This window comes from Brucella anthropi ATCC 49188 (genome assembly GCF_000017405.1).
In the GTDB taxonomy this organism is placed as follows: domain Bacteria; phylum Pseudomonadota; class Alphaproteobacteria; order Rhizobiales; family Rhizobiaceae; genus Brucella; species Brucella anthropi.
The window spans coordinates 1624058-1643614 of the sequence record NC_009668.1; the positions used below are offsets into that span (position 1 = coordinate 1624058).

A 19557-nucleotide genomic window follows, 5' to 3' on the forward strand; every position below is an offset into this window, starting at 1 on the left:
AACCGAGTGTATCTGACGTTCTGTTACAACCTGTAAAATTCCAAGGGATCCGTGTTCAGCCAAAGCAGAAGCTTCGCGCCTGTGGCGTCCAGTTTCCGAAGCCGGTGGCGACCATATTCGTCATCACGCGACAGACATAACGCTTCTGGGCGGGGTCGTTGTTCGGGCCTGCGTGATAGCGCGCAACCGCCATCGTCCAGTTGCCTTCGCGCTGTCGAAGCTGCCGCAGAAAACGCGCCGCATAATCAACATTGAGGCTCGGCATCAGCATCGCGGCGACCGACGGAAATTCCTTGCCGTGATAATAATAGTTGATCTGCATGCAACCGAGGTCGACCAGCTTCGCACCTTCGGCCCGCACTTCCTCGAAGCGTCTCACCGCCGCCATTTGCGATGGCATAAATTCGGCACGGCCTTCAATATTCATCGCATAAGGTTGCAGCGAGTTCTTGCGACCGGTTTCCGTGAGGCCGACCGCGTAGAGTATGCCAAGCGGCACATCGTAGCGGGCGGATGCCCGGTGCATTTCACGCTCGCAGATATTTTCGGCGCGGGCCGGGCTGCTATCAGACAACCAGACCGCGGCCGCGGCCATCATTGCGAGAAATACCGTTCCCGTTGTCATGAGCGGTTTGCATGTCTGAACGCTCGCGTCCTGCCTGACCGGATTCGCCATTCTGCCTGCCCTCACCGCCCATAAAACCCGCCTGTGCCTCAGCGCCGTTTCGCCCGTCGAAGCCCTGCTGCATGTTGAAAGCTTGCTGCTGACCCGGTTGCTGGCCACTGGCCTGTTGCTGGCCCGCATTCTGCGATGCCTGTGCCTGCTGCACGGCACCCGCCGCGTTGCGGTCGGCGACAGTCACTGAAATTTTCGCATCGTCTGCAATGCCCGCCGCTTTCAGTGCTTTCTCAATCATCGAGCGGTCAGCGGCGAGCGCTTCCGCCGCATGGGTCTTTTCAGCGACGAGATGCACCTCGATACCTTCCGACGCCACACGGATACGCGCCGTCACCGCTCCAAGCTCAACCGGATCGAGCTTGATCTGCAAGGTCTTGACCGTTCCGAAGCTGCGCTCGGAAACCACCTGAATGTCGGCTATCCGGGCTGCTGCCTGCGATGGCGTGGTGGCTGCCTTGATGTCTGCAGGCGCGTTACCCTTTGCGGGTGGCTGCTGCTGGATATCAGTTCTGTCAGGCATTTGACCCGACTGCTGCTGTGCCGACCCCTTATCAGTTTTCAGAAGGCTGGCGAGATCGTCCGAAGCGTTTTCGGCCTGATTGTCGCCGGTAGCCTTCGGTGCGTCCTGATTGATTGCCTGATCCGGTTTGGTGCTGGCCGTCAAGATTGCTGCAGCCTTCGAAGGCACTGTTTCAGGCGTGCGCTTCTTCAGATCGGCCTGCAGCTCGCCCCCCTGCCCCTCGACCTGCTTCGGATCGATGTCTTTAATTAAGGCAGAAAGCGGATCGGGGGCATTTGTGTCGTTTTTCGCAGTATTCGGCGTGGAAAAACTGTGATTTGCCCCTTTCAATTCAGGCGAAGAAGCGTCCAAAGAAAGGAGATTTTGTGGCAGGGCAAACAGAGCGACCGGCTTTGAACCTTCCTCATCCTTCGTATCTGTCTCATCCGAACCCGCATTGGCTTCGCTGTCGCTCTTCTTTTCGACCTTGCCCTGAGGCTTTTCGAGAAGCGAACTGAACAATTTTGCCGGGTCAGCATTATCCTGCGCCTCACCCTCGGCTTTTGCCTGGGAAGGACCTGAATTTCGGGCGAGCGAAGCAAGTCGGCTGGTGGAATTCAGCAAAATATCAATGCTCATTGAACGGTCTTTCCTAGCAAGGCATCGATCTCTGCGAGCTTGCGCCGCGCATCTTCCATCGTTTTCTGCAAGTCGTCTTCCGGCTGGTTCTTGACCGGCTTCATGCTAACCCCCGCCGGGGTCGGCTCAGGTTTTACGGCCTCATGCTCCTGCGAATCCGCCACTGCCATTGGCGGCACATCCCGTTCGGTGAGGGCAGGTTTTGCAGGCGGCAAAGCATCTGGAGTGCGTGTAACCACCGTGCCGACCGCTTCAGCGGCCTTCAACAATTTCCGGTCACGCTCCTGCAATTTGTCGGGTGAAATCTGCGACAGTTCACGCAGCGCGCTGCCCGCCGAATCCGAAGCCACATCGCTTGCAGCAGCATAAAGATTGGCGCGGGTAGGGTCGGCCTTCAGCCTGTCAGCAAGTTTCTTCGCCTCTGCCGACATGAAACGCGCCCGCTCCGTCTGGCCATCTACAAGCGCACCGCGCGCGATTTGTAGATAAAGCGAATATTGCATCACCGGATCGGCAGAGCCGATCAGTTTTGCCAGCTCCGCATTGCCGATACGGTCGTTGAGTTTCACCGCAGCATCGACAAACTGCGCCATGAAATCACGCATATAGGGCGAACGCGGAAAGCGCTGGAGATAGTTGCGCGACAGGAGCCTGATCTTGTCGGCATCGCCGAGCTTGGCCGCAATCGGCATCGAACGGCGGATTGCCGCTTCCTCAAACAAGGTGCCCGGCGCATCGAGTCGCACCTGATCAAGCCGCATCAAGGCCGTCGCTGGGTCGAAGGCGGTCATCTGGCTAGCGGTGACAAGCACGATGGATGCCTTCAGTTCCGCCGGAACATCAGGCGAAAGCGGGACCGAGAAAAGTTTCACCACCTCAATCGTCTGGCCGGAAGCATAGGCCAATGCGCCCTTGACCAGCTCCGGCGGCACCGCATCGGTCTTGAGGTCGGCAAGAACCTTGCGCACCGCTTCCGGATTGCCGCCGTTGAAGAGATAGATGATCGCCGCATAGACATTTTCCGGATTGCTCCAGACGTCATTCGACGCTCGGCCCATATCCGCGCTGACAAAGCCCAGAAGCTTGTTCAGCATCACCACTGCTTCCGGTTTTCCGGCGACGACCTGATCCTGCAACATGCGCAGCGAACGCACGAGCTTGTAAGGCTCCAGCACCGGCAGCGCGCGGGTCTCAGCCAGTGTTTGCATTTGCGAAAAAGCCGGGTACGCCGCTCCCATCAGGGACAAGCCTGCAACACATGCCAGCAAGGAGCGCTTGGCGAGCCGCATCATGGGGCAGACTTGAGAAAGATATCAATGCGGCGGTTTTCAGCCGCATTCGGATCGCTGGCGTTCTTGGGCTGGCGGTCAGCATAGCCTTCAACGCGCAGCACACGCTTTTCATCGAGCCCGCCGCGAACCAGCATGTAATAAGCCATCTGCGCCCGCGCCGAAGACAGACGCCAGTTATCATAGGTCGCGCTCTTGAATGGGCGCGCATCCGTATGCCCGCTGATGATGACTTCACCCGGCTGGCGGGAAATCACCTGCGCTATACGCTCCAGCATCTGCACCACGCGGGCATCCGGCTTGGCCGAGCCGATGGTGAACATGCCATAATCGATCTTGTCGGTGAGCTGGATCATCACACCGCCATCGACCGGAACGACCGTCACATCCGGCATCGGCTCGGCTTTCTTCGCCTCAGCGCCTTCTTTCGCGGCTTCGCCCTCAGCTGCCTTCTTCAGGTCGGCAATAAGCTGCTCCTGCGTTTCTGCAGGCTTTGCAGTCTCCTCCGGCTTCGGCTGTGCTGTTTCCGGCTTAGGTGGTGCGGCAGGCGCAGCATCAGGCGGGGTCAGGTCATCGACAGCCTTGCTCGACCAGTAATCCGGGCTGAACGGATCGCGATAGGCTTCACCGCCTTCGGCACCCGTTGCCGGACCGGATTGCGAGGTGCCGCCATCGCCCTTGGCCGACTGGTTCTGCAGAACACCGGTTTCATGAGCCAGTTCCGAGAGGACTGCATAGGGTTCGCGGAAAAGCTGGCGCTCTTCCTGGTCGCTTGGCGGCGCAACCGTCGTATCGTTGATGACCTTCGTGCTGTTTTCGATCTTCTGGTCGCTCTCATAGCGAACCTTGCCGTCTTTTTCCTCGACGTCCTGCACGCCTTTGGAGCTTGAATGCCGGTCCATCAGCTTGACGGGGTTGAAATAGCTGGCAACCGCTGCCTTGGTTTCCTCATTGGCGGCATTGATGAGCCACATGACGAGGAAGAAGGCCATCATTGCAGTCATGAAGTCGGCATAGGCAATCTTCCACACGCCACCATGATGGCTGTCATGATCGTCGTGCCCGCCCCGGCGAACAATGATGATCTCACGTTTGGTTTCGGGATCGATGCTCATTGAACCGCAGCCTTCAATTCTTCAAGAAGCGGCGCGATGCGCGTTTCAAGCTTCCGGTCGCCAAAGGAAAAGGAAAGTTCTTCCGCCCCGGTTTCTGAAAACCGGCAACCTGACGGCAGCAGAGCCGCATGATCGCGAAGCGGCACAATCAGTCGCGCCGGACCGGAGATTTCCGGTGCTTCGCCATCGAGCGCCAGCGCCGCAATGCGCCGCGCAAATTCCGCGACCGCCTCACGCTCCATCTTTTCCGCCAGCAAAGGCATCAGGATTTCGGCGATCTGACCGGAAAAGTTTCGTTCAAGCGCGGTCAGCGCTTCGGTCAGACTACCCGCCAAGAGCAAGGCCTGCTCACGCGAAAATGCAGCGCGCAATGTCTCGATCTCGGCCTCATGCTCGCGCAAAAGCCGCGTCTTTTCAGCGTCGTAAAGCGCCTGGGCTTCCCGGTGGCCGTCCTCGCGCCCTGCTTCGAATGCCAGGCGCTTTTCTTCCTCGATGGCGATGATAGCGGCGACTTCGGCCTGCTCGGCAGCGGCGGCTTTCTCAGCCGAGACGGGGCGCTTCGCTCCATCGCCGCCTGCCTGTGGCGGGGGTGTGTCTTTCAGCGGCATCTGCGGCGCAGGCGCAGCAATGATCTCGATCGCCTCATCCTCAATATGATGGGTCGAAAAATCGGGAAGATAACGGCTGAGGGAAAGCGCGCTCATCGTCAGGCCGCCTCAAGCTCCGGCATGGCCGAAGCCTTTACGGCCGATTCCCTCAATGGTTGGGCTTCGCGGCTCGCGGCGGTTTCGTGAATCCACTGCTTGAGAATGGAGGCGACGCGCTCCTCATCCATGTCGATCATCTGCTCCAGACGTAGCTTGGCAGGCATGCGCATGCGCTGGCGAAGATCGCTGAGGCTGGTCTTCATCTGATCGGCATAGGCCTCCGGCCCACCGATGACAGCCTGCACGCCTTCACCAGCCGCCTGACCGCCGACGAAATTCGGCATTGCCACTTCACTCGTCTCGCGGACGGCCACTTCCGTGCCGGTTGGCTTGGCATTCTGGTCACGCAGCAGCGGACGCAGACCGAACCAGATCAGGAGACCAACGGCGGCAAGGATTGCAAGCGCATTGACATAAGAGCCGCTCTGGCGAAGCACAGTATCGGTCCACGGCGTGGAGACCGGCTCCATATCGGCACCGGCAGGGTCGAGGAAGTTCACCGCCGTCACATTAATGACGTCACCGCGATCCGCATTGAGACCGGCAGCCGTTGCAACGAGGTCGCGGATCTTGGTGATCTGCTGATCGACGAAATTGGCAGGCGGCGGTGTGGTACCCGCAGTTTCCAGAAGGCGCGCCTGATCGATGACCACGGCAATGGACAGCCGCTTGACGGTATAACCATCGCTGACGGTGGAGACAGTCTTGCTGTTCATTTCGTAATTGGTCAGTTCCTCGCGGCGGTCGGTCTTTTCCGTCGAGCTTTCGCCGTTGCGGTTCTGGATTTCTTCCTGCGGAATGTTCTGTTCCACACCGGTTGCATTGTCGTTACGATTGTTGCGGGAATCGCCGCTTTCACGGACAACACGTACGGAACGCTCGACGCGGGATTCAGGATCGTAGGTCGTCTCGTTGATCTGGCGGCGGTCCGTATCGAGCACGGCTTGAACGCTCGTCTGGAAATGGCCAATGCCGAGATAGGGCGCAAGCGCCTTGCGGATGCTGTCGTCTACATTGCCTGCAACCTGCTGTTCCAGCGAGGCGGTCATGAGGGCTGCGCCATTGGCAGCTTCGCCAGCCGATGCCAGCAGACGACCGTTGGTGTCAAGAACAGTGACGGCGGAAGCATCGAGCGATGGAACGGCGGCAGCGACCAGCTGGCGGATGGACTGTGCAGATTCGGCAGCAAAGCCGCCTTCGGCGCGGATGACGACCGAGGCGGACGGCTTCTGGTCGCCACGACGGAACGAGCCTTTTTCTGCCATGACTATGTGAACGCGCGCGGCTTTCACACCACGAATGGCCTGGATGGTGCGGGCGATTTCGCCTTCAAGCGCACGAACGCGGGTGATTTCCTGCATGAACGATGTGAGGCCGAGCGAACCCATATTGTCGAACAGCTCGTAACCGGCATTGTTCGAGGTCGGCAGGCCCTTTTCAGCCAGATACATGCGGGCATTTTCAGCCTTGCCGATGGGCACGAGGATGGACGAGCCGTCAGCCTTCACGTCGAAAGGAATGCCTGCTTCACCGAGCGCAAGGCCCATGCGGTTCACGTCGTCACGCGAAAGGCCGACATAGAGCGTCTCGTAGGATGGGCGGCTCAGATAGATGCTCGTATAGAGGATCGCGCCCATGAGTGCCGCGCCCACCAGTCCGAGCGCGATGAGTTTTCGCGCGCCGAGCTTGCCGAGCGTACCCTTGAGCTGTTCGATCAATTGCTGGAAATTCTGCTGCATCCACACCACCGCCATAATGATGCATGCAAACTAGCCCGCGAAGCTTGCGCGAAAGTGGCGGCTGATGAAGCAAGTGCTTCCGGAAACTGGTATTGAGCGCAAAGAATTGGGGCGCGGAATAAATCCCGCGCCCCGTTTTCCGCCCAAAGCCATCCGATCCGATCAGGTCGGTTCGGATGCGAACCCCTGATTTACCTGAGAACTCGCGAGCGCCGGCAACCCGGCGCCCTTGCTGTCTACTCAGATTAGCCGCGGAACAGCGACAGGATGTTCTGGTTCGACGAGTTGGCAATCGACAGAGCCTGAACGCCGAGCTGCTGCTGAACCTGAAGAGCCGACAGACGTGCCGATTCCTTGTTCATGTCAGCGTCAACGAGCTGGCCAACGCCCTTTTCGATCGAGTCCGAAAGGCTCGAAACGAAATCCTTCTGCATGTCGATGCGTGCCTTTGCGGCACCCAATTCAGCAGCAGAAGTTGCCATCGAGCCGAGAGCGGCTTCAATGTCGGTCAGGAGGTTGTCGAATGCCGCGCCTTCGGTCCCAGCCACGTCCGTAGCGTCATAATCCGTAACGCCGGTCAGATCAGCGACATTGATGTCGAGGATCGACTTGGCAGATGCACCGCCGTTCTTGTCGAGAACGCCGGCAGCCGTGCCGGTGCCGGAATCGATAAGGCGCGTCGTGGAGTAATTCACGGAAATCGTGCCGGTCGTTACCTTGCCCGAAGCATCACGGTTGTAAGAGGTGATGACGTTGAGCGAATTGCTTTCAGCTACTGCCGGGGTGGCAGTAGGATCAGCGGTGTCCTTCGACGAATCCGAGGTCAGCAGGTTGGAGCCGGCATAGTTGGCGCCGGAAACATTGTCCTTGAGCTGAGCAACATAGGTTGCGATTTCGCTCTGAATCTTGGCGCGATCTTCCGCACCAGAAGTCTTCGCAAGAAGAACCTTCTGCTTGATCTGGTCAACAACTTCGATGGCCTTGTTCATGGCCGTATAAGCTGTGTCAACCTTGCCAGCACCGAGGCCGAGCGAATCCTGCACAACCGAGTTGGCTTTGTTGTCCGAACGCATGGTCGTTGCGATGGACCAGTAAGCAGCGTTGTCGGATGCACCGGCAACCTTGAGACCGGTCGAGATACGGTTCTGGGTTGATTCCAGTGCCTTGTTGGTCGAAGAAAGCGTCTGGAGAGCGGTCAGAGCCGACGAATTTGTAAGAATGCTAGCCATAGTTTTTTGCCCCTTGGGAAAAACAATCTGAGGGACAGGCCGGATTTTTATATTACCGGCATGGTGGAGCGGCATCATGCCTGTTGCCGCGTAACGCGCGGAAACCCACCATGAGGATCGTCGTAAGCTCGAAATATTAAGAGATTACTAAATAATCCGCTCAAATTCTAATTGAGGTTTTCTTTTTCATCAAGTGGGTTCCTGACAGATCGACGCGACCCACCGGTCCAAACTTATCCCCACTCCATATGTTCGCCTTATGTTCCACAAGTGTTAACTAATGGAAGGAAGATCATGCTTCGTTTTTCAATTCTGGCTGTTTCGCTCGTCGCCGCTTCAGCTGCATTGGCCGACAATCAGATCACAGTGAACTGGATCAACAATGCGGGCAAGTCCATCAATTATACACAAGGCGCCTGTAATCCCGACGGAAAGTGTACACGACCATCGACAATTGCGAATGGTGCAACCGGCGTCCTCACACACAAGGCAGAAGATGATACTTATCTACGTTCGATGATTGCGAGGTACCGCTATTCCGATAACACCGTTTATAAGTCGTGTCAGTTGACGGTTTATGCTGAAGGGCCAAGCTTCACCAATCCTGCACCTGGATGCAAGGCGTCGGGCTATAGTCGGCATTTCATCAAGTCCGACGGTACCGGCAGCAGCCCCACCTGTACTCTTGTGGCCGAAGAGGTCAATCATGACACCTGCGACTATAAGCTGACAGTCCGCATCAACAACTGAACTTTCGGAACGAGCTGCGGTGTGTCAGCTCGTTCCAGTCTCTACGAAAAGGATCGTATGAGGCTTCCGACCAGAATATTCCAGCCGTCGATCAGCACGAAGAACAGAATCTTGAACGGCAGCGAGATCACCGTCGGCGGCAGCATCATCATACCCATCGACATGGTGAGCGTCGCCACGACGAGGTCGATCACCAGAAATGGCAGCACGATCAGGAAGCCGATTTCAAAACCACGCCGCAGTTCCGAGATCATGAAGGCTGGAACCAGCACGCGGAAATCGACGATACCGTCATCGCCGGTGCGGAACGATGGATCAGCGAGATCTTCAAAGAGCCGCAGGTCCTTGTCACGCACCTGCCCCATCATGAATTCACGGAAAGGCTGCGATATTTCACCGAAAGCAGCTTCCTGCGTGATTTCATTGCGCATCAGGGGCTGCACGCCATTGTTCCAGGCCCGGTCGAAGGCGGGCGCCATGACATAGAAGGTCATGAACAGGGCAAGCGAGATCATCACCATGCTGGCAGGCGCGGTCTGGAGGCCAAGCCCCGAACGCAAAAGCGAAAAGGCGATGGCAAAACGCGTGAAGCTCGTCACCATGATGAGCAGGCCCGGCGCAATGGAAAGCACCGTCAGAAGTCCGAACAACTGCACGATCTGACCGCTCGCAGCACCACTGCCTGCAGGCAGCAGATTGTCGAGCGTCAGCGGCTGCTGCGCCTGTGCGGAAACGGTGAGAGCGAGCGTCAGGAGAACGCCAAGACCAAGAAGTTTTTTCATTCTACGACCAATGCCGAAATGAAAACGCGTTCGACAGCGCCTTCCGAACGCAGGCGCGCACGTTCTTCCAAATCGGAGCGCAAATAGGCAAGCCCGGCCGCGCCCTGCAATTGCATGAGGTTGACACTGCGCAGGAAGCTCAGGAAATCATCGCCGACGCTTGCCGCCACCGCCGCCGGAATTTCATGGCCCGGCTTTGCCACCAGCGAGGCTTCGAGACGCACCCAGGTGTTCTGCGGAATGCCGAGATTGGTGATGATCGGCTGCAGGGGCACGACGGTGCCGATGGAACGCGATTCGAAGTCGCCCTGCTTCGGCTTGTCTTCCTTGCCGGAAGGTTTGGCCGATGCCAGCTGATCGGCGGAAATCATGCCGCCCAGATACCAGCCGCCACCGCCCGCGATGACGGTCAGAACCGCGACAGCCGCCAGCAGCCCCGTCAGGGAGCCTTTCGCCTTACCGTCTTTTTCCGTTACCGTCGTATCACTCATGCTCAGCGCCCTAGAACGGAGAAACCTGATCGAGAATCTGCTGGCCGTAAGGCGGCTGCTGAATCTCGCTCAGACGTCCGCGGCCACCATAGGAAATGCGGGCCTCGGCAATCTTGTCGTAGGAAATCGTGTTATTGCCGGAAATATCGCGCGGACGCACGACACCGGCGACATTCAGCACGCGCAGCTCATTGTTGACGCGCACTTCCTGAGACCCGCGGATGATCATGTTTCCATTGGGCAGCGTATCGGTGACGATGGCAGCAACCTGCAGGCGGATATCTTCACTGCGCTCGATGGTGCCCTTACCCTTCGACTTGCTGTCGGAATGGGTGTTGAGCGAAGCATCCATGTCGCCGCCGGCACCGGCACCCGTGCTGCTGCTCGTGGCAAACGAACCACCGGCACCGTAAATGCCCTTCGACACACGCTCGCGATCCGTCTTGTTATCGAGATTGGCGCGGTCGTTGATTGAAATGATGACGGTCAGGACATCACCCGGCGTCGCCGCACGCGGATCCTTGAAGAAATTGGTCGAACGCTGGTCCCAGAGCGAATAGGTCGCCTTGCTCGGACGCGCCGGATAGCCGTTGGACTGCGGATTGTTCTGCATACCAAGATGGGCCGCAACCGGGGACAGATCGGGTGCCCGACCGATTTCCTCCGGCTTGGTGGCACAACCGGCCAGAAGAACCAGTACTGCTGCTGTAAGGGTTGCTTTGTTCATGCTGTTTTTCATTGAACCGTATTCCCGGACTGCGCCGCGGCGCGCTGATCCCTGCCCGACTGATCCTTCACAGCCTGCGGTGCAGTCGTCGTGCGCTGCGAACCGACGATGACGCGTGCCAGCTTGGCGGCCTTTTCCGGCGGCATTTCATTGAGGATGATGCTGGATACGCGCGGGTTGAGCTTGAGGATCAGGGCTGCCGCCGCTTCGTCGCCAATCAGCGCCATCTGCGCCGCCGCTGCATCGGGCTTCATTTTCGAGATGATGTCGACCAGCGAATCCTGCGCCTTGCTGACAAACTCGTCGCGGCGCTTCAGCCACATTTCATATTCCCGGCGCTTTTCCTCAAGCGCACGCATCCGTTCCTCGACATCGGCCTTCAGCTCGGTCAATTGCTTGGCCTGCAGCGCGTAGCGGGCGTCCGCCGCCTGATCGTCGATATTGCCGCAGAACTTGCGGATTTCATCGAGGTTGCCAAGCGGCGGCGAAGAAGCAAGCTGCTGTGCCGCCGATGCCTCTACTGGTGCTTGAGCTGGCGTCACCGCCTGCTGCGCCAATGCCGGAGCGGAGGCAGCCAGAAGCAGCGCTACTGCCGAACCATACCGGATCATTTTATGAGCCATGGTCATTGCACCACCAGTTCCGCATGAAGCGCGCCGGATGTCTTGATAGCTTGCAATATTGCGATGATGCCGGTCGGCTTCACGCCGATCTGGTTCAGGCCCTTCACCAGATTTTCAAGATTTGCGCCGGTCAGAATGCCAATCTTGGCGTTCTGCTGGTTGACGGCGATATCGGTGTTCGGTTCGACAGCCGTTACACCATCGCTGAACGGCTCTGGCTGAACGACCATCGGGGTTTCTGTTACACGAACCGTCAAGCTGCCATGGCTGATCGCCACTTTGGAGATACGCACCTTCTCGCCGATGACGACAGTTCCTGTCCGTTCGTCAACCACCACACGCGCCACTTCGTCAGTCGTGATCGGCAGGCCTTCAAGCTCTGCGAGGAAACGTGCGGCAGGCACGTTCTTCGGACGCGACAGGCGGATCGTCTTGGCGTCGCGCGCAATAGCGACACCGCGACCATAACGGCGCTTGGCGAAGACATTGATCGTGTCGGCAGCGCGCACGGCAGTGGTGAAATCAGGATCGCGCAGCTCGACGATCATTTCGGTTTCCTTGCCGAAATTACCCGCCACTTCGCGTTCGACCAGCGCGCCATTGGGGATGCGACCGGAAGTCGGCACACCCTGCGTCACGCTTGCGGCTTCACCTTCCGCCGCAAAGCCGGACACGATCATGTTGCCCTGCGCAACGGCATAAATCTGATTGTCGGCACCCATGAGCTGGGTCATGACCAGTGTGCCGCCCTGCAGCGACGTCGCATCGCCGAGTGACGATACCGTCACATCGATGCGCGAACCGGCACCGGCAAAGGCGGGCAGGTTCGCTGTCACGATGACCGCAGCCGTGTTTTTAGAGCGGGTGGAGTTGCGCGGCGCGCTGATGCCGAGATTGTCCAGCATGGCGCGCATGGACTGTTCGGTGAACGGCGAATTGCGCAGGCTGTCACCGGTGCCCTTGAGGCCGATGACAAGACCATAGCCCACAAGCTGGTTTTCGCGCACGCCCTGAATGGTGGCGATATCCTTCAGGCGCGCAACCGCGCTTCCCCGGCCAAGTTCGGCATAGGCCATTTTCGACGGATCGCCACCCGAGCCAAGCCAATCGGCATCAGCATCCACTGCGGAACCGAATTCCCGCGCATTCTTCGACGACTCGTCCGCAAATCCTGCAACAGGCTGGAAAACGAGCGCCAGGACGGCGAACAAAGTGGCGATCTGGGCGGCGCAAGTTTTTCTCACTGCATCCCCACCTGAATGCGCCCATTGGCCAGCACCGTGCCGGACACGATGATGCCGCTATCGACGTTACGAACCTTGATGAAGTCGCCAACCGCGCCGGATTCAAGCGGCGTGCCCATGGCGGTTATGGTCAGCGTACCGGCGGTAAAGACCAGCGGCGCCGGTACACCGCGTGTAACCAGAGACGGCTCCCCCAATGCGGAAACGAGGATCGGCTTGCCGGGGAGCAGCGTCTTGCGCGCCACCTTGCCTGCCGCCTGATCCGGGGACAGCACATATTGGGTCGCCGCCGGCGCATTGATGAAGAACTGCTTCTCCAGCAATGCCGTATCGCTTACGATCTGGCCGGGATAGACGGTGGCCGAAGGCACCACAAAGGCGATGCGGTCTGCCGCACTTGCACCAGCCATTGCGGCAAGCAGGAAGCCACCGGCAAGAACCAGCCTTTTCTTTTGAAAGATCGCCTTCACACAGCCCATCGCCATCACCGTCAGCGCAAGTTCTTCGATACGGTTGCCGCCATTTCGTCGGCAGCCTGAATAACCTTGGAATTCATTTCATAGGCACGCTGCGCCGTGATGAGATCGGTGATTTCCTTCACCGGATCGACATTCGACGCTTCGAGATAGCCCTGCTTGATCGAGCCGTAGCCCGGATCGCCTGGCACGCCGACCAGCGGACCGCCGGATGCTTCCGTCTCGCGATAGAGATTGCCGCCGAGCGGCTCCAGACCCGCTTCATTGGTGAAGTTGGCGAGGGTCAGCTGGCCGAGATCGACCTGATTGACCTGATCCTGCAGCTTGGCGAAAACCTGTCCCGTATCGGTGACCGTCACTTCAACGGCGTCTGGCGGAATGGTGATCGCCGGTTCGACAGGATTGCCATCGAGCGTCACAAGCTGGCCATCGGCATTCTTGTTGAACGCGCCAGCGCGCGCATAAAGCGTCTCGCCGGTCGGGCTCTGAATCTGAAACCAGCCCTTGCCGGTCAAAGCCAGATCGAATGGATTGCCGGTCTGGTTGAAACTGCCCTGCATATGGAGATTGCGCACCGCTGCCGTCTGCACGCCAAGGCCAACCAGAGCGCCTTCCGGCACGATGGACTGGTTAGCCTGATTGGGCACGCCTGCCGTACGCTCGGACTGATAAAGAAGATCGGAAAATTCCGCACGCGCGCGCTTGAAGCCCGTTGTGTTGATATTGGCGATGTTGTTGGCAATCACTTCCAGATTGAGCTGCTGGGCGTTCATGCCGGTGGCGGCGATCGTCAGGGCTTTCATGGCTTATTTATCCTTGGCTACCGCAAATCAGATGGGCATACGGCTGATTTCGAGATAGGCCTGCACGATCTTGTCGCGGATCGCGATGGCCGTCTGAAGCGACTGTTCGGCTTCCATGACTGAGCTGACCACATCGCGCACCGGCGCATCGCCCTTGATGCCCTGAATGGACGTCGCTTCAGCCGTCTGCAGCTTCTGGCCGACGGAATCCGTCATCTGAGACAGAACTTCGCCGAACGAGGCACCCGGAGCTGCCGGAACAGCCTGCGGCGCGGAAGTGGAACCCACGCCCTTTTCGGCTACGGTTTCCGAGAGGCGCGACAGGGCATTGCGCGCCGAAATGCTCATGATCGAGTCGTACATTATGTGCTCCTCAAGAGATCGATGGTCATGGAAATCAGCTCACGGGCTTGTTTCACGACCTGCAAATTGGCTTCATAGGAACGATTGGCTTCGCGCATGTCCGCCATTTCGACGACCATGTTGACATTGGGGTAACGGACATAGCCGCGCTCATCCGCTGCGGGATGGCTCGGCTCGTATTGCTCGATAAAGGGCGATGTGTCCTTGCCGACTTCGGCAATGCGAACTTCGGCGGCTCCTGTGCCCTGTTCCAGCTCGGTACGGAAGGACACCGTCTTGCGGCGATAGGGATCGGCGTCGGCAGTCTCGGCGGTGGACTGCGCATTGGCGATGTTTTCGGAAACGATGCGCAGACGCGTCGATTGGGCTGAAAGGCCCGACGCTGCGATCTTCAATGTGCTTTGCAAGGCATCGGAAGACATAACTACCCCTTCGCGACCGAAAGCATCATGCGATGGAACGCTTTGACGATGCTTGTGTTGAGCGAATATTCGCGGGCGATCTCACCGGCCTTCATCATTTCCTGTTCGACATCGACCGTATTGCCGGAATGGGTCTGCTCGGTGATGTCGTCCGGCCGCAGGCGCGCACCGGTAATCCCGTCGGCCCCGGATTCCAGATGCAGGGGGCTGGTGGCAGCCATGGTAAGCTGCGTCTTGTCCAGTACATCCGCGAAAGGCTGCACGTCCCGCGCCCGGAAATCCGGCGTGTTCGCATTAGCGACATTGCCCGCAACAGTGGCTTGTCTCACCGACAACCACTGCGCCTGCCTTGCAGCCAGATCGAAAAGATGAATGGAGCTCATGGAGTTTCCCGCCTTTACAGTTGATTAACTTAAAGGCCGGAACTTGCGTCAAGCTTGCGGGAGGATAGGGCAGGAGGGCCTTATTGCCTTCCCCCTCACCTCCGCATCTCAATCACATCGCCCGACGATGTCGTGAGCTGCCAGGTGCCAGCACCGCGACCGATTGAGACAAGGTGACTGCCATCCGGCAGCAACGAGCCTTTTTCGACGAACCAGTAGCCTGACGTATCCTCGATCATCGCCATGCCGCCGACGACTTCGCGCAGCGCGAAAACCGGCTTCGGGAACGCCTGCCCATCCCCGCTTCCATCGCCGCCATTGCCCATGCCGGTGCCCGGAAGCCCCTTGCCGTTCGACATGACCGAGCCTGTCATCGTGTTGTCCACATCGGCATTCGGCGCAACCTGCTCCGATGGTCGGAAGGACGGAAAACGACGCACCGTTTTCTGTTCCGAACGGTCCAGCGGATCGATGATCTTGCGCTCGGCCTTCTCGGGCGAACCCAGATCGACGCGCTGAAGATAGGTGACGAAAGGCAGCATCGCACTTCCGGCGGCGAGTGTGATGGCCGCGATCTTGAGGTAGCGATCCACCTTGCTCTGCGGCTTCTTCATGCCTTCCTGTCGTGCAGCGGCCTCGACCTCCGCCGTCAGATCTGCAAGGAGTTTCTCTTCCTTTGTCTTGCGAAAGCCCGTCATCATGCGTGTTGCGCCTGTCTGTCGCCGCGCAGTGCTGCGGCAAGGTCGTTATAGGGATCGTCCGATAGGCCGGTTTCCGGCGATTGCTGCAAGGCGTCGTAAATGCGCGGCACAAGATCGACCGCCTGGTCCAGAAGGCCGTCATGGCCTTTCTGGTACGCCCCGATGGCCCGCAGGTCGCGCGTTTCCTCAAAACGGGCAACCATGCCCCGCAATTGGCTGACCAGCTTGCGTTGTTCCGGCGTCCAATTGTGTTTCGCAAGGCGCGAAACCGAGCCCGGAATATCGACCGCCGGAAAGCGTCCCTGCGCTGCAATCGCGCGGTCAAGCACGATGTGGCCGTCCAGCGTGCCGCGGATCGTGTCGGAAACCGGATCATTGTGATCGTCGCCGTCGACCAGTACCGAATAGATGCCGGTGATGCTGCCTCCCGCTTCCGTGATACCCGGCCCCGCGCGCTCCAGAAGACGTGGCAATTGGCTGAAGACGCTTGGCGGATAGCCACGCGAAACCGGCGGTTCCTCAGCGGCAATCGCCACTTCACGCGCTGCATGGGCAAAGCGCGTGACGGAGTCGACGATCAGCAGGACATTCTGACCAAGATCGCGAAAATATTCGGCGATGGCCGTCGCCGTATTGGGCGCGAGGCGGCGCATCATCGGGCTTTCATCGCCCGTTGCAACCACGGTTATCGTTTTGTCCAGGTGACCTGCCATGGTCTCTTCCAGCATCTCGCGCACTTCGCGTCCACGCTCGCCGGTCAAAGCCAGTACCACCGTGTCGAAATCCGCCGCACGCGTCATCATCGCAAGCAGCGTCGATTTGCCGACACCCGATCCTGCAAAGATGCCGATACGCTGGCCGAAGCAAAGCGGCGTGAAAATGTCGATGACATTGACGCCTGTACGCAAGCCGCGATCCACCCGCCCGCGGCGCAAGGCAGCCGGTGCAAGGCTCTCGGATGCCATTGGCCGGGTACCGGGCTGCAACGCGCCCTTCCCGTCAACCGCCTCGCCCAGCGCATTGATGACACGTCCGCGCCATTCGAGTGCCGGGCGGATGCGCATCGGCCCTTCCTCGAAAACCGCAGCGCCAAGCGACGGAATGATGCGGTCATCGAAGGGTTTGACCAGCACCTGCGTGTCAGCCACCCGAATGATTTCGGCAAGGCTCTGGCCGCCTTGCGCGTGGATCGCCACCGCATCGCCCAAATGCGCATCACGCGAAAGCCCGCGCACGGCAATCGCCGAGCGTGACACGTCGCTCACCGTTCCGCCGATACCGGTGAGCGGCTTTGGCGCCACCGATTGCTGACGGGCAAAAGCGGCCAGACGGGAGAGCGGCAGATCAGGCGTCATCCGTTTCTGGAGCCCAGGGTCTTGATGGCTTCAGAGACGGTGCTTTCCTGCTGCGACAAGAGATTGTTGACCTGCTCGAAGGCGCGGCTCACGCTGATGAGGCGGGTCATCTCCGTCATGGCATCAACATTCGATCCCTCGATCATGCCCTGCACGACGCCCACGCTGTTGTCGTCGGCCACCGGCTGGGCAGGCTTGTTCGGGATCACGCCGGATGTGCCTGCATAGGTCAGGTCGGCATCGGCCGGGATAGTGTAAAGACCGATGGCACCGATCTGTGCTCCGTTCTGGTAGATTGCGCCGTCGCTTGAAATCTTCGGTGCGCCGCCGCCGGGATTGAGTACGATGGGGGCACCGCCGACATCGAGAACCGGATGGCCGGTGATGGAAACGAGATCGCCCGTCGGCAGCATGTTCATGCGCCCGTCACGCGTATAAATCTGCCCCTGCGGTGTCGAGACCGACATCCAGACATCGCCCTTGACCGCAACATCCAGCGGATTGTCGGTCTTGATCATAGGGCCTGCTTCGGTACGGATGAAGCTCTTGCCCGCCGTAGCGAAACTCACATCGTCGCTGGCCTTGTTCGAAACGATGGTATCGAACTTGGTGCCCTCGCCCCGGAAACCGACCGTTGAGACATTGGCGACATTATGAGCAATGGCATCCATCCGCCGTTCCAGCGTGATGAGCGACGAAAGCCCGACATAAATCGAATTATTCTGCATCGCCTAACGCCCGCCCGGCTTGAAGTTCTGCAAGGTGCTGAGAATATCCATCGAAATGCCGACGGACGAGGTTCCGCCCAGAAGCAGGGACGCAATCGACGCCGGGCTGCTCGCCGTTGGATTGTTCATCTCATACATGGCGGTAAAGCGCGAAATGAGCTTCGATACGTAATCGGGATCGGACATCTTGGTGAAGTCGATCTTGTCCTCGATCATCTTCGCCTGCTTGTCGACATCGGCGTTGGATATGCTGGATGGCCAGCCGAAGGTCGTCTGGATCATCGACACCAGCGCCTTGTCGCCAAGGATTTCGTAGGCATTGGTGATCGTCGGCGCCTTGCGTGCGAAATAGAGTGCCAGCCGCACGCCTTCGTTCTGGCTTCCGGCTTCCGTTTCCAGCGTCTGACGAAGATATTTGTCCACGACACCTTGTTGGGCCGCAGTGCTCTCAGTCGCCTCTGCGCCCTTGCCTGCAAAGTCGAAGACGGTTGCAAATTCCTTGTAGCGTTTGTCGGTCAGCTTGTTCGCCATGGCATCATCGCTCGTGATGCCTTCGGTCAAAATCTTGCGGACAAACGCCTTGGCGAAGGCCATGTCTTCCAGACCGAACGCCTTCATCGCGTAATTATAAAGGCGGCTATCGGCCATGAAATCATCGATGGATTTCACCTTGCCGATATTCTCCTTGTAGTAGGCGGTTTCCCGCTCCACCATCGGTTCCTTCGAAACACGCTGCAACGACCGCGCCATATCCGACGCGATCAGGCGATAGCTCGTCATCGTATCGACCATGCGCATGACCCCCTTCCGGTATTTCGATCCTTTATGAAAGACCAAGCTTGTCCGAAGCTGGCTTCCGCCCGTGCCAGTTGGCAAGCTTCGCGCAAGCCGCGATCCATAAGGTGCAATGAACGAACTTGTACGCGGGAGTCTCGAGCTTTGGGCATTATCGTCGGTCTTGTCATCACACTGGGTTGTATGCTGGGCGGCTTTATCGCCATGGGCGGACATGTCAGCGTGCTCATTCAGCCCTGGGAATTCGTCATCATTCTGGGTGCGGCACTCGGGACCTTCTTCATCGCCAACCCTTTCTCGCTCGTGAAAGACACGGGCCGCGCCTGCATGGAAGCATTCAGCAATGCGGTTCCAAAGCAGCGCGACTATCTCGACGTTCTGGGCGTGCTCTACAGCCTGATGCGCGAGCTGCGCGCCAAGTCGCGCAACGAAGTGGAAGTGCATATCGACAACCCGAAGGAATCGTCGATTTTTCAGGCCTATCCGAGCGTATTGAAGAAAGAAGACCTCACCCATTTCATCTGCGACTATTGCCGCCTCATCATCGTGGGCAATGTGCGCTCGCATGAAATCGAGGCGCTGATGGACGAGGAAATCCACACCATCGCCCGCGACAAGCTCAAGCCCTACCACGCCATGGTCAGCATTTCCGAAGCCCTTCCGGCACTCGGCATCGTTGCCGCTGTTCTCGGCGTCATCAAAGCCATGGGCGCGCTGGACCAGTCGCCGGAAGTGCTGGGCCATCTGATCGGTGCCGCCCTTGTCGGCACCTTTGCCGGCATCTTCTTCTCTTACGGCGTGGTCGGCCCGATCGCAGCCAAGATCAAATCGACCCGCGAAAAGAACAATCGCCTCTACATCGTCGTGAAGCAGACGCTTCTCGCCTATATGAACGGCTCCCTGCCGCAGATCGCCGTGGAATATGGCCGCAAGACCATCTCCGCCTATGATCGCCCGACCATCGATGTGGTCGAGCAGGAAACCATGGCGAGCGCGCCGACCCAGCAGGCAGCGTAAG

23 protein-coding genes are annotated in these 19557 nt (G+C 58.8%); 2 read left to right on the forward strand and 21 right to left on the reverse strand.

What is annotated here, in order from left to right:
• Positions 1–55: 55 nt before the first annotated feature.
• The 7 genes from OANT_RS21645 to OANT_RS21675 form a co-directional block, all read right to left on the reverse strand.
• Positions 56–598 (reverse strand): transglycosylase SLT domain-containing protein, encoded by a 543-nt coding sequence (locus OANT_RS21645; RefSeq protein WP_012093501.1) that lies wholly within the window; start codon positions 596–598, stop codon positions 56–58.
• Positions 567–1817, reverse strand: coding sequence for a flagellar hook-length control protein FliK (locus tag OANT_RS21650; RefSeq protein WP_012093502.1), 1251 nt, complete (start codon positions 1815–1817; stop codon positions 567–569). The genes OANT_RS21645 and OANT_RS21650 overlap by 32 nt, the downstream gene beginning before the upstream one ends.
• Positions 1814–3109, reverse strand: a complete 1296-nt coding sequence (locus OANT_RS21655) for a chemotaxis protein (protein WP_012093503.1) — start codon at positions 3107–3109, stop codon at positions 1814–1816. Before OANT_RS21655 ends, OANT_RS21650 begins: the two co-directional genes overlap by 4 nt.
• Positions 3106–4221: a flagellar motor protein MotB gene (locus tag OANT_RS21660; protein WP_012093504.1), complete on the reverse strand. Its 1116-nt coding sequence runs from the start codon at positions 4219–4221 to the stop codon at positions 3106–3108. The genes OANT_RS21655 and OANT_RS21660 overlap by 4 nt, the downstream gene beginning before the upstream one ends.
• Positions 4218–4925, reverse strand: coding sequence for a hypothetical protein (locus OANT_RS21665; protein WP_012093505.1), 708 nt, complete (start codon positions 4923–4925; stop codon positions 4218–4220). Before OANT_RS21665 ends, OANT_RS21660 begins: the two co-directional genes overlap by 4 nt.
• 2 nt (positions 4926–4927) lie before the next feature.
• Positions 4928–6682: a flagellar basal-body MS-ring/collar protein FliF gene (gene fliF, locus OANT_RS21670; protein WP_040128575.1), complete on the reverse strand. Its 1755-nt coding sequence runs from the start codon at positions 6680–6682 to the stop codon at positions 4928–4930.
• 230 nt (positions 6683–6912) lie between these two features.
• Entirely contained in the window at positions 6913–7896 is a 984-nt protein-coding gene (locus OANT_RS21675; RefSeq protein WP_012093507.1) for a flagellin N-terminal helical domain-containing protein, read from the reverse strand.
• Between the two features lie 294 nt (positions 7897–8190).
• On the opposite strand from OANT_RS21675, the gene OANT_RS21680 reads away from it, so the two are divergent.
• The gene (locus tag OANT_RS21680; RefSeq protein WP_040128573.1) at positions 8191–8646 is read left to right on the forward strand and encodes a hypothetical protein; all 456 of its coding nucleotides are present in this window, start codon (positions 8191–8193) and stop codon (positions 8644–8646) included.
• 41 nt (positions 8647–8687) lie between these two features.
• On the opposite strand, the gene fliP is transcribed toward OANT_RS21680, so the two are convergent.
• The 14 genes from fliP to OANT_RS21750 form a co-directional block, all read right to left on the reverse strand.
• On the reverse strand, positions 8688–9428 hold the full coding sequence (gene fliP / locus OANT_RS21685; RefSeq protein ID WP_010660736.1) for a flagellar type III secretion system pore protein FliP: 741 nt from the start codon (positions 9426–9428) through the stop codon (positions 8688–8690).
• Positions 9425–9919 carry a flagellar basal body-associated FliL family protein gene (locus OANT_RS21690; RefSeq protein ID WP_012093509.1) on the reverse strand — a complete coding sequence of 165 codons (495 nt, stop codon included), beginning with the start codon at positions 9917–9919 and terminating at the stop codon, positions 9425–9427. The genes fliP and OANT_RS21690 overlap by 4 nt, the downstream gene beginning before the upstream one ends.
• A gap of 10 nt (positions 9920–9929) precedes the next feature.
• Entirely contained in the window at positions 9930–10658 is a 729-nt protein-coding gene (flgH, locus tag OANT_RS21695) for a flagellar basal body L-ring protein FlgH (RefSeq protein WP_012093510.1), read from the reverse strand.
• Positions 10655–11275 carry a MotE family protein gene (locus OANT_RS21700; RefSeq protein ID WP_012093511.1) on the reverse strand — a complete coding sequence of 207 codons (621 nt, stop codon included), beginning with the start codon at positions 11273–11275 and terminating at the stop codon, positions 10655–10657. The genes flgH and OANT_RS21700 overlap by 4 nt, the downstream gene beginning before the upstream one ends.
• Positions 11272–12513 carry a flagellar basal body P-ring protein FlgI gene (locus tag OANT_RS21705; RefSeq protein ID WP_012093512.1) on the reverse strand — a complete coding sequence of 414 codons (1242 nt, stop codon included), beginning with the start codon at positions 12511–12513 and terminating at the stop codon, positions 11272–11274. The genes OANT_RS21700 and OANT_RS21705 overlap by 4 nt, the downstream gene beginning before the upstream one ends.
• On the reverse strand, positions 12510–12992 hold the full coding sequence (gene flgA, locus OANT_RS21710) for a flagellar basal body P-ring formation chaperone FlgA (RefSeq protein WP_012093513.1): 483 nt from the start codon (positions 12990–12992) through the stop codon (positions 12510–12512). Before flgA ends, OANT_RS21705 begins: the two co-directional genes overlap by 4 nt.
• A gap of 11 nt (positions 12993–13003) precedes the next feature.
• Positions 13004–13792, reverse strand: a complete 789-nt coding sequence (flgG, locus tag OANT_RS21715) for a flagellar basal-body rod protein FlgG (protein WP_012093514.1) — start codon at positions 13790–13792, stop codon at positions 13004–13006.
• A gap of 27 nt (positions 13793–13819) precedes the next feature.
• A complete protein-coding gene (fliE, locus tag OANT_RS21720; protein WP_010660729.1) occupies positions 13820–14155 on the reverse strand; it encodes a flagellar hook-basal body complex protein FliE in 336 nt (111 codons plus the stop codon).
• Positions 14155–14577 carry a flagellar basal body rod protein FlgC gene (gene flgC / locus OANT_RS21725; RefSeq protein WP_012093515.1) on the reverse strand — a complete coding sequence of 141 codons (423 nt, stop codon included), beginning with the start codon at positions 14575–14577 and terminating at the stop codon, positions 14155–14157. The genes fliE and flgC overlap by 1 nt, the downstream gene beginning before the upstream one ends.
• A gap of 2 nt (positions 14578–14579) precedes the next feature.
• A complete protein-coding gene (flgB, locus tag OANT_RS21730) occupies positions 14580–14960 on the reverse strand; it encodes a flagellar basal body rod protein FlgB (RefSeq protein WP_012093516.1) in 381 nt (126 codons plus the stop codon).
• Between the two features lie 95 nt (positions 14961–15055).
• Positions 15056–15661: a hypothetical protein gene (locus tag OANT_RS21735; RefSeq protein ID WP_012093517.1), complete on the reverse strand. Its 606-nt coding sequence runs from the start codon at positions 15659–15661 to the stop codon at positions 15056–15058.
• Entirely contained in the window at positions 15658–17016 is a 1359-nt protein-coding gene (gene fliI, locus OANT_RS21740; protein ID WP_012093518.1) for a flagellar protein export ATPase FliI, read from the reverse strand. Before fliI ends, OANT_RS21735 begins: the two co-directional genes overlap by 4 nt.
• Complete coding sequence (gene flgF, locus OANT_RS21745; RefSeq protein ID WP_012093519.1) at positions 17013–17744, reverse strand: flagellar basal-body rod protein FlgF; 732 nt, start codon at positions 17742–17744, stop codon at positions 17013–17015. The genes fliI and flgF overlap by 4 nt, the downstream gene beginning before the upstream one ends.
• 3 nt (positions 17745–17747) lie before the next feature.
• Positions 17748–18536 carry a DUF1217 domain-containing protein gene (locus OANT_RS21750; protein WP_040128818.1) on the reverse strand — a complete coding sequence of 263 codons (789 nt, stop codon included), beginning with the start codon at positions 18534–18536 and terminating at the stop codon, positions 17748–17750.
• Positions 18537–18683: 147 nt separating this feature from the next.
• Between OANT_RS21750 and motA the strand changes: the two genes are divergently transcribed.
• Entirely contained in the window at positions 18684–19556 is an 873-nt protein-coding gene (motA, locus tag OANT_RS21755) for a flagellar motor stator protein MotA (RefSeq protein WP_010660722.1), read from the forward strand.
• The last annotated feature ends 1 nt before the right edge of the window (position 19557 follow it).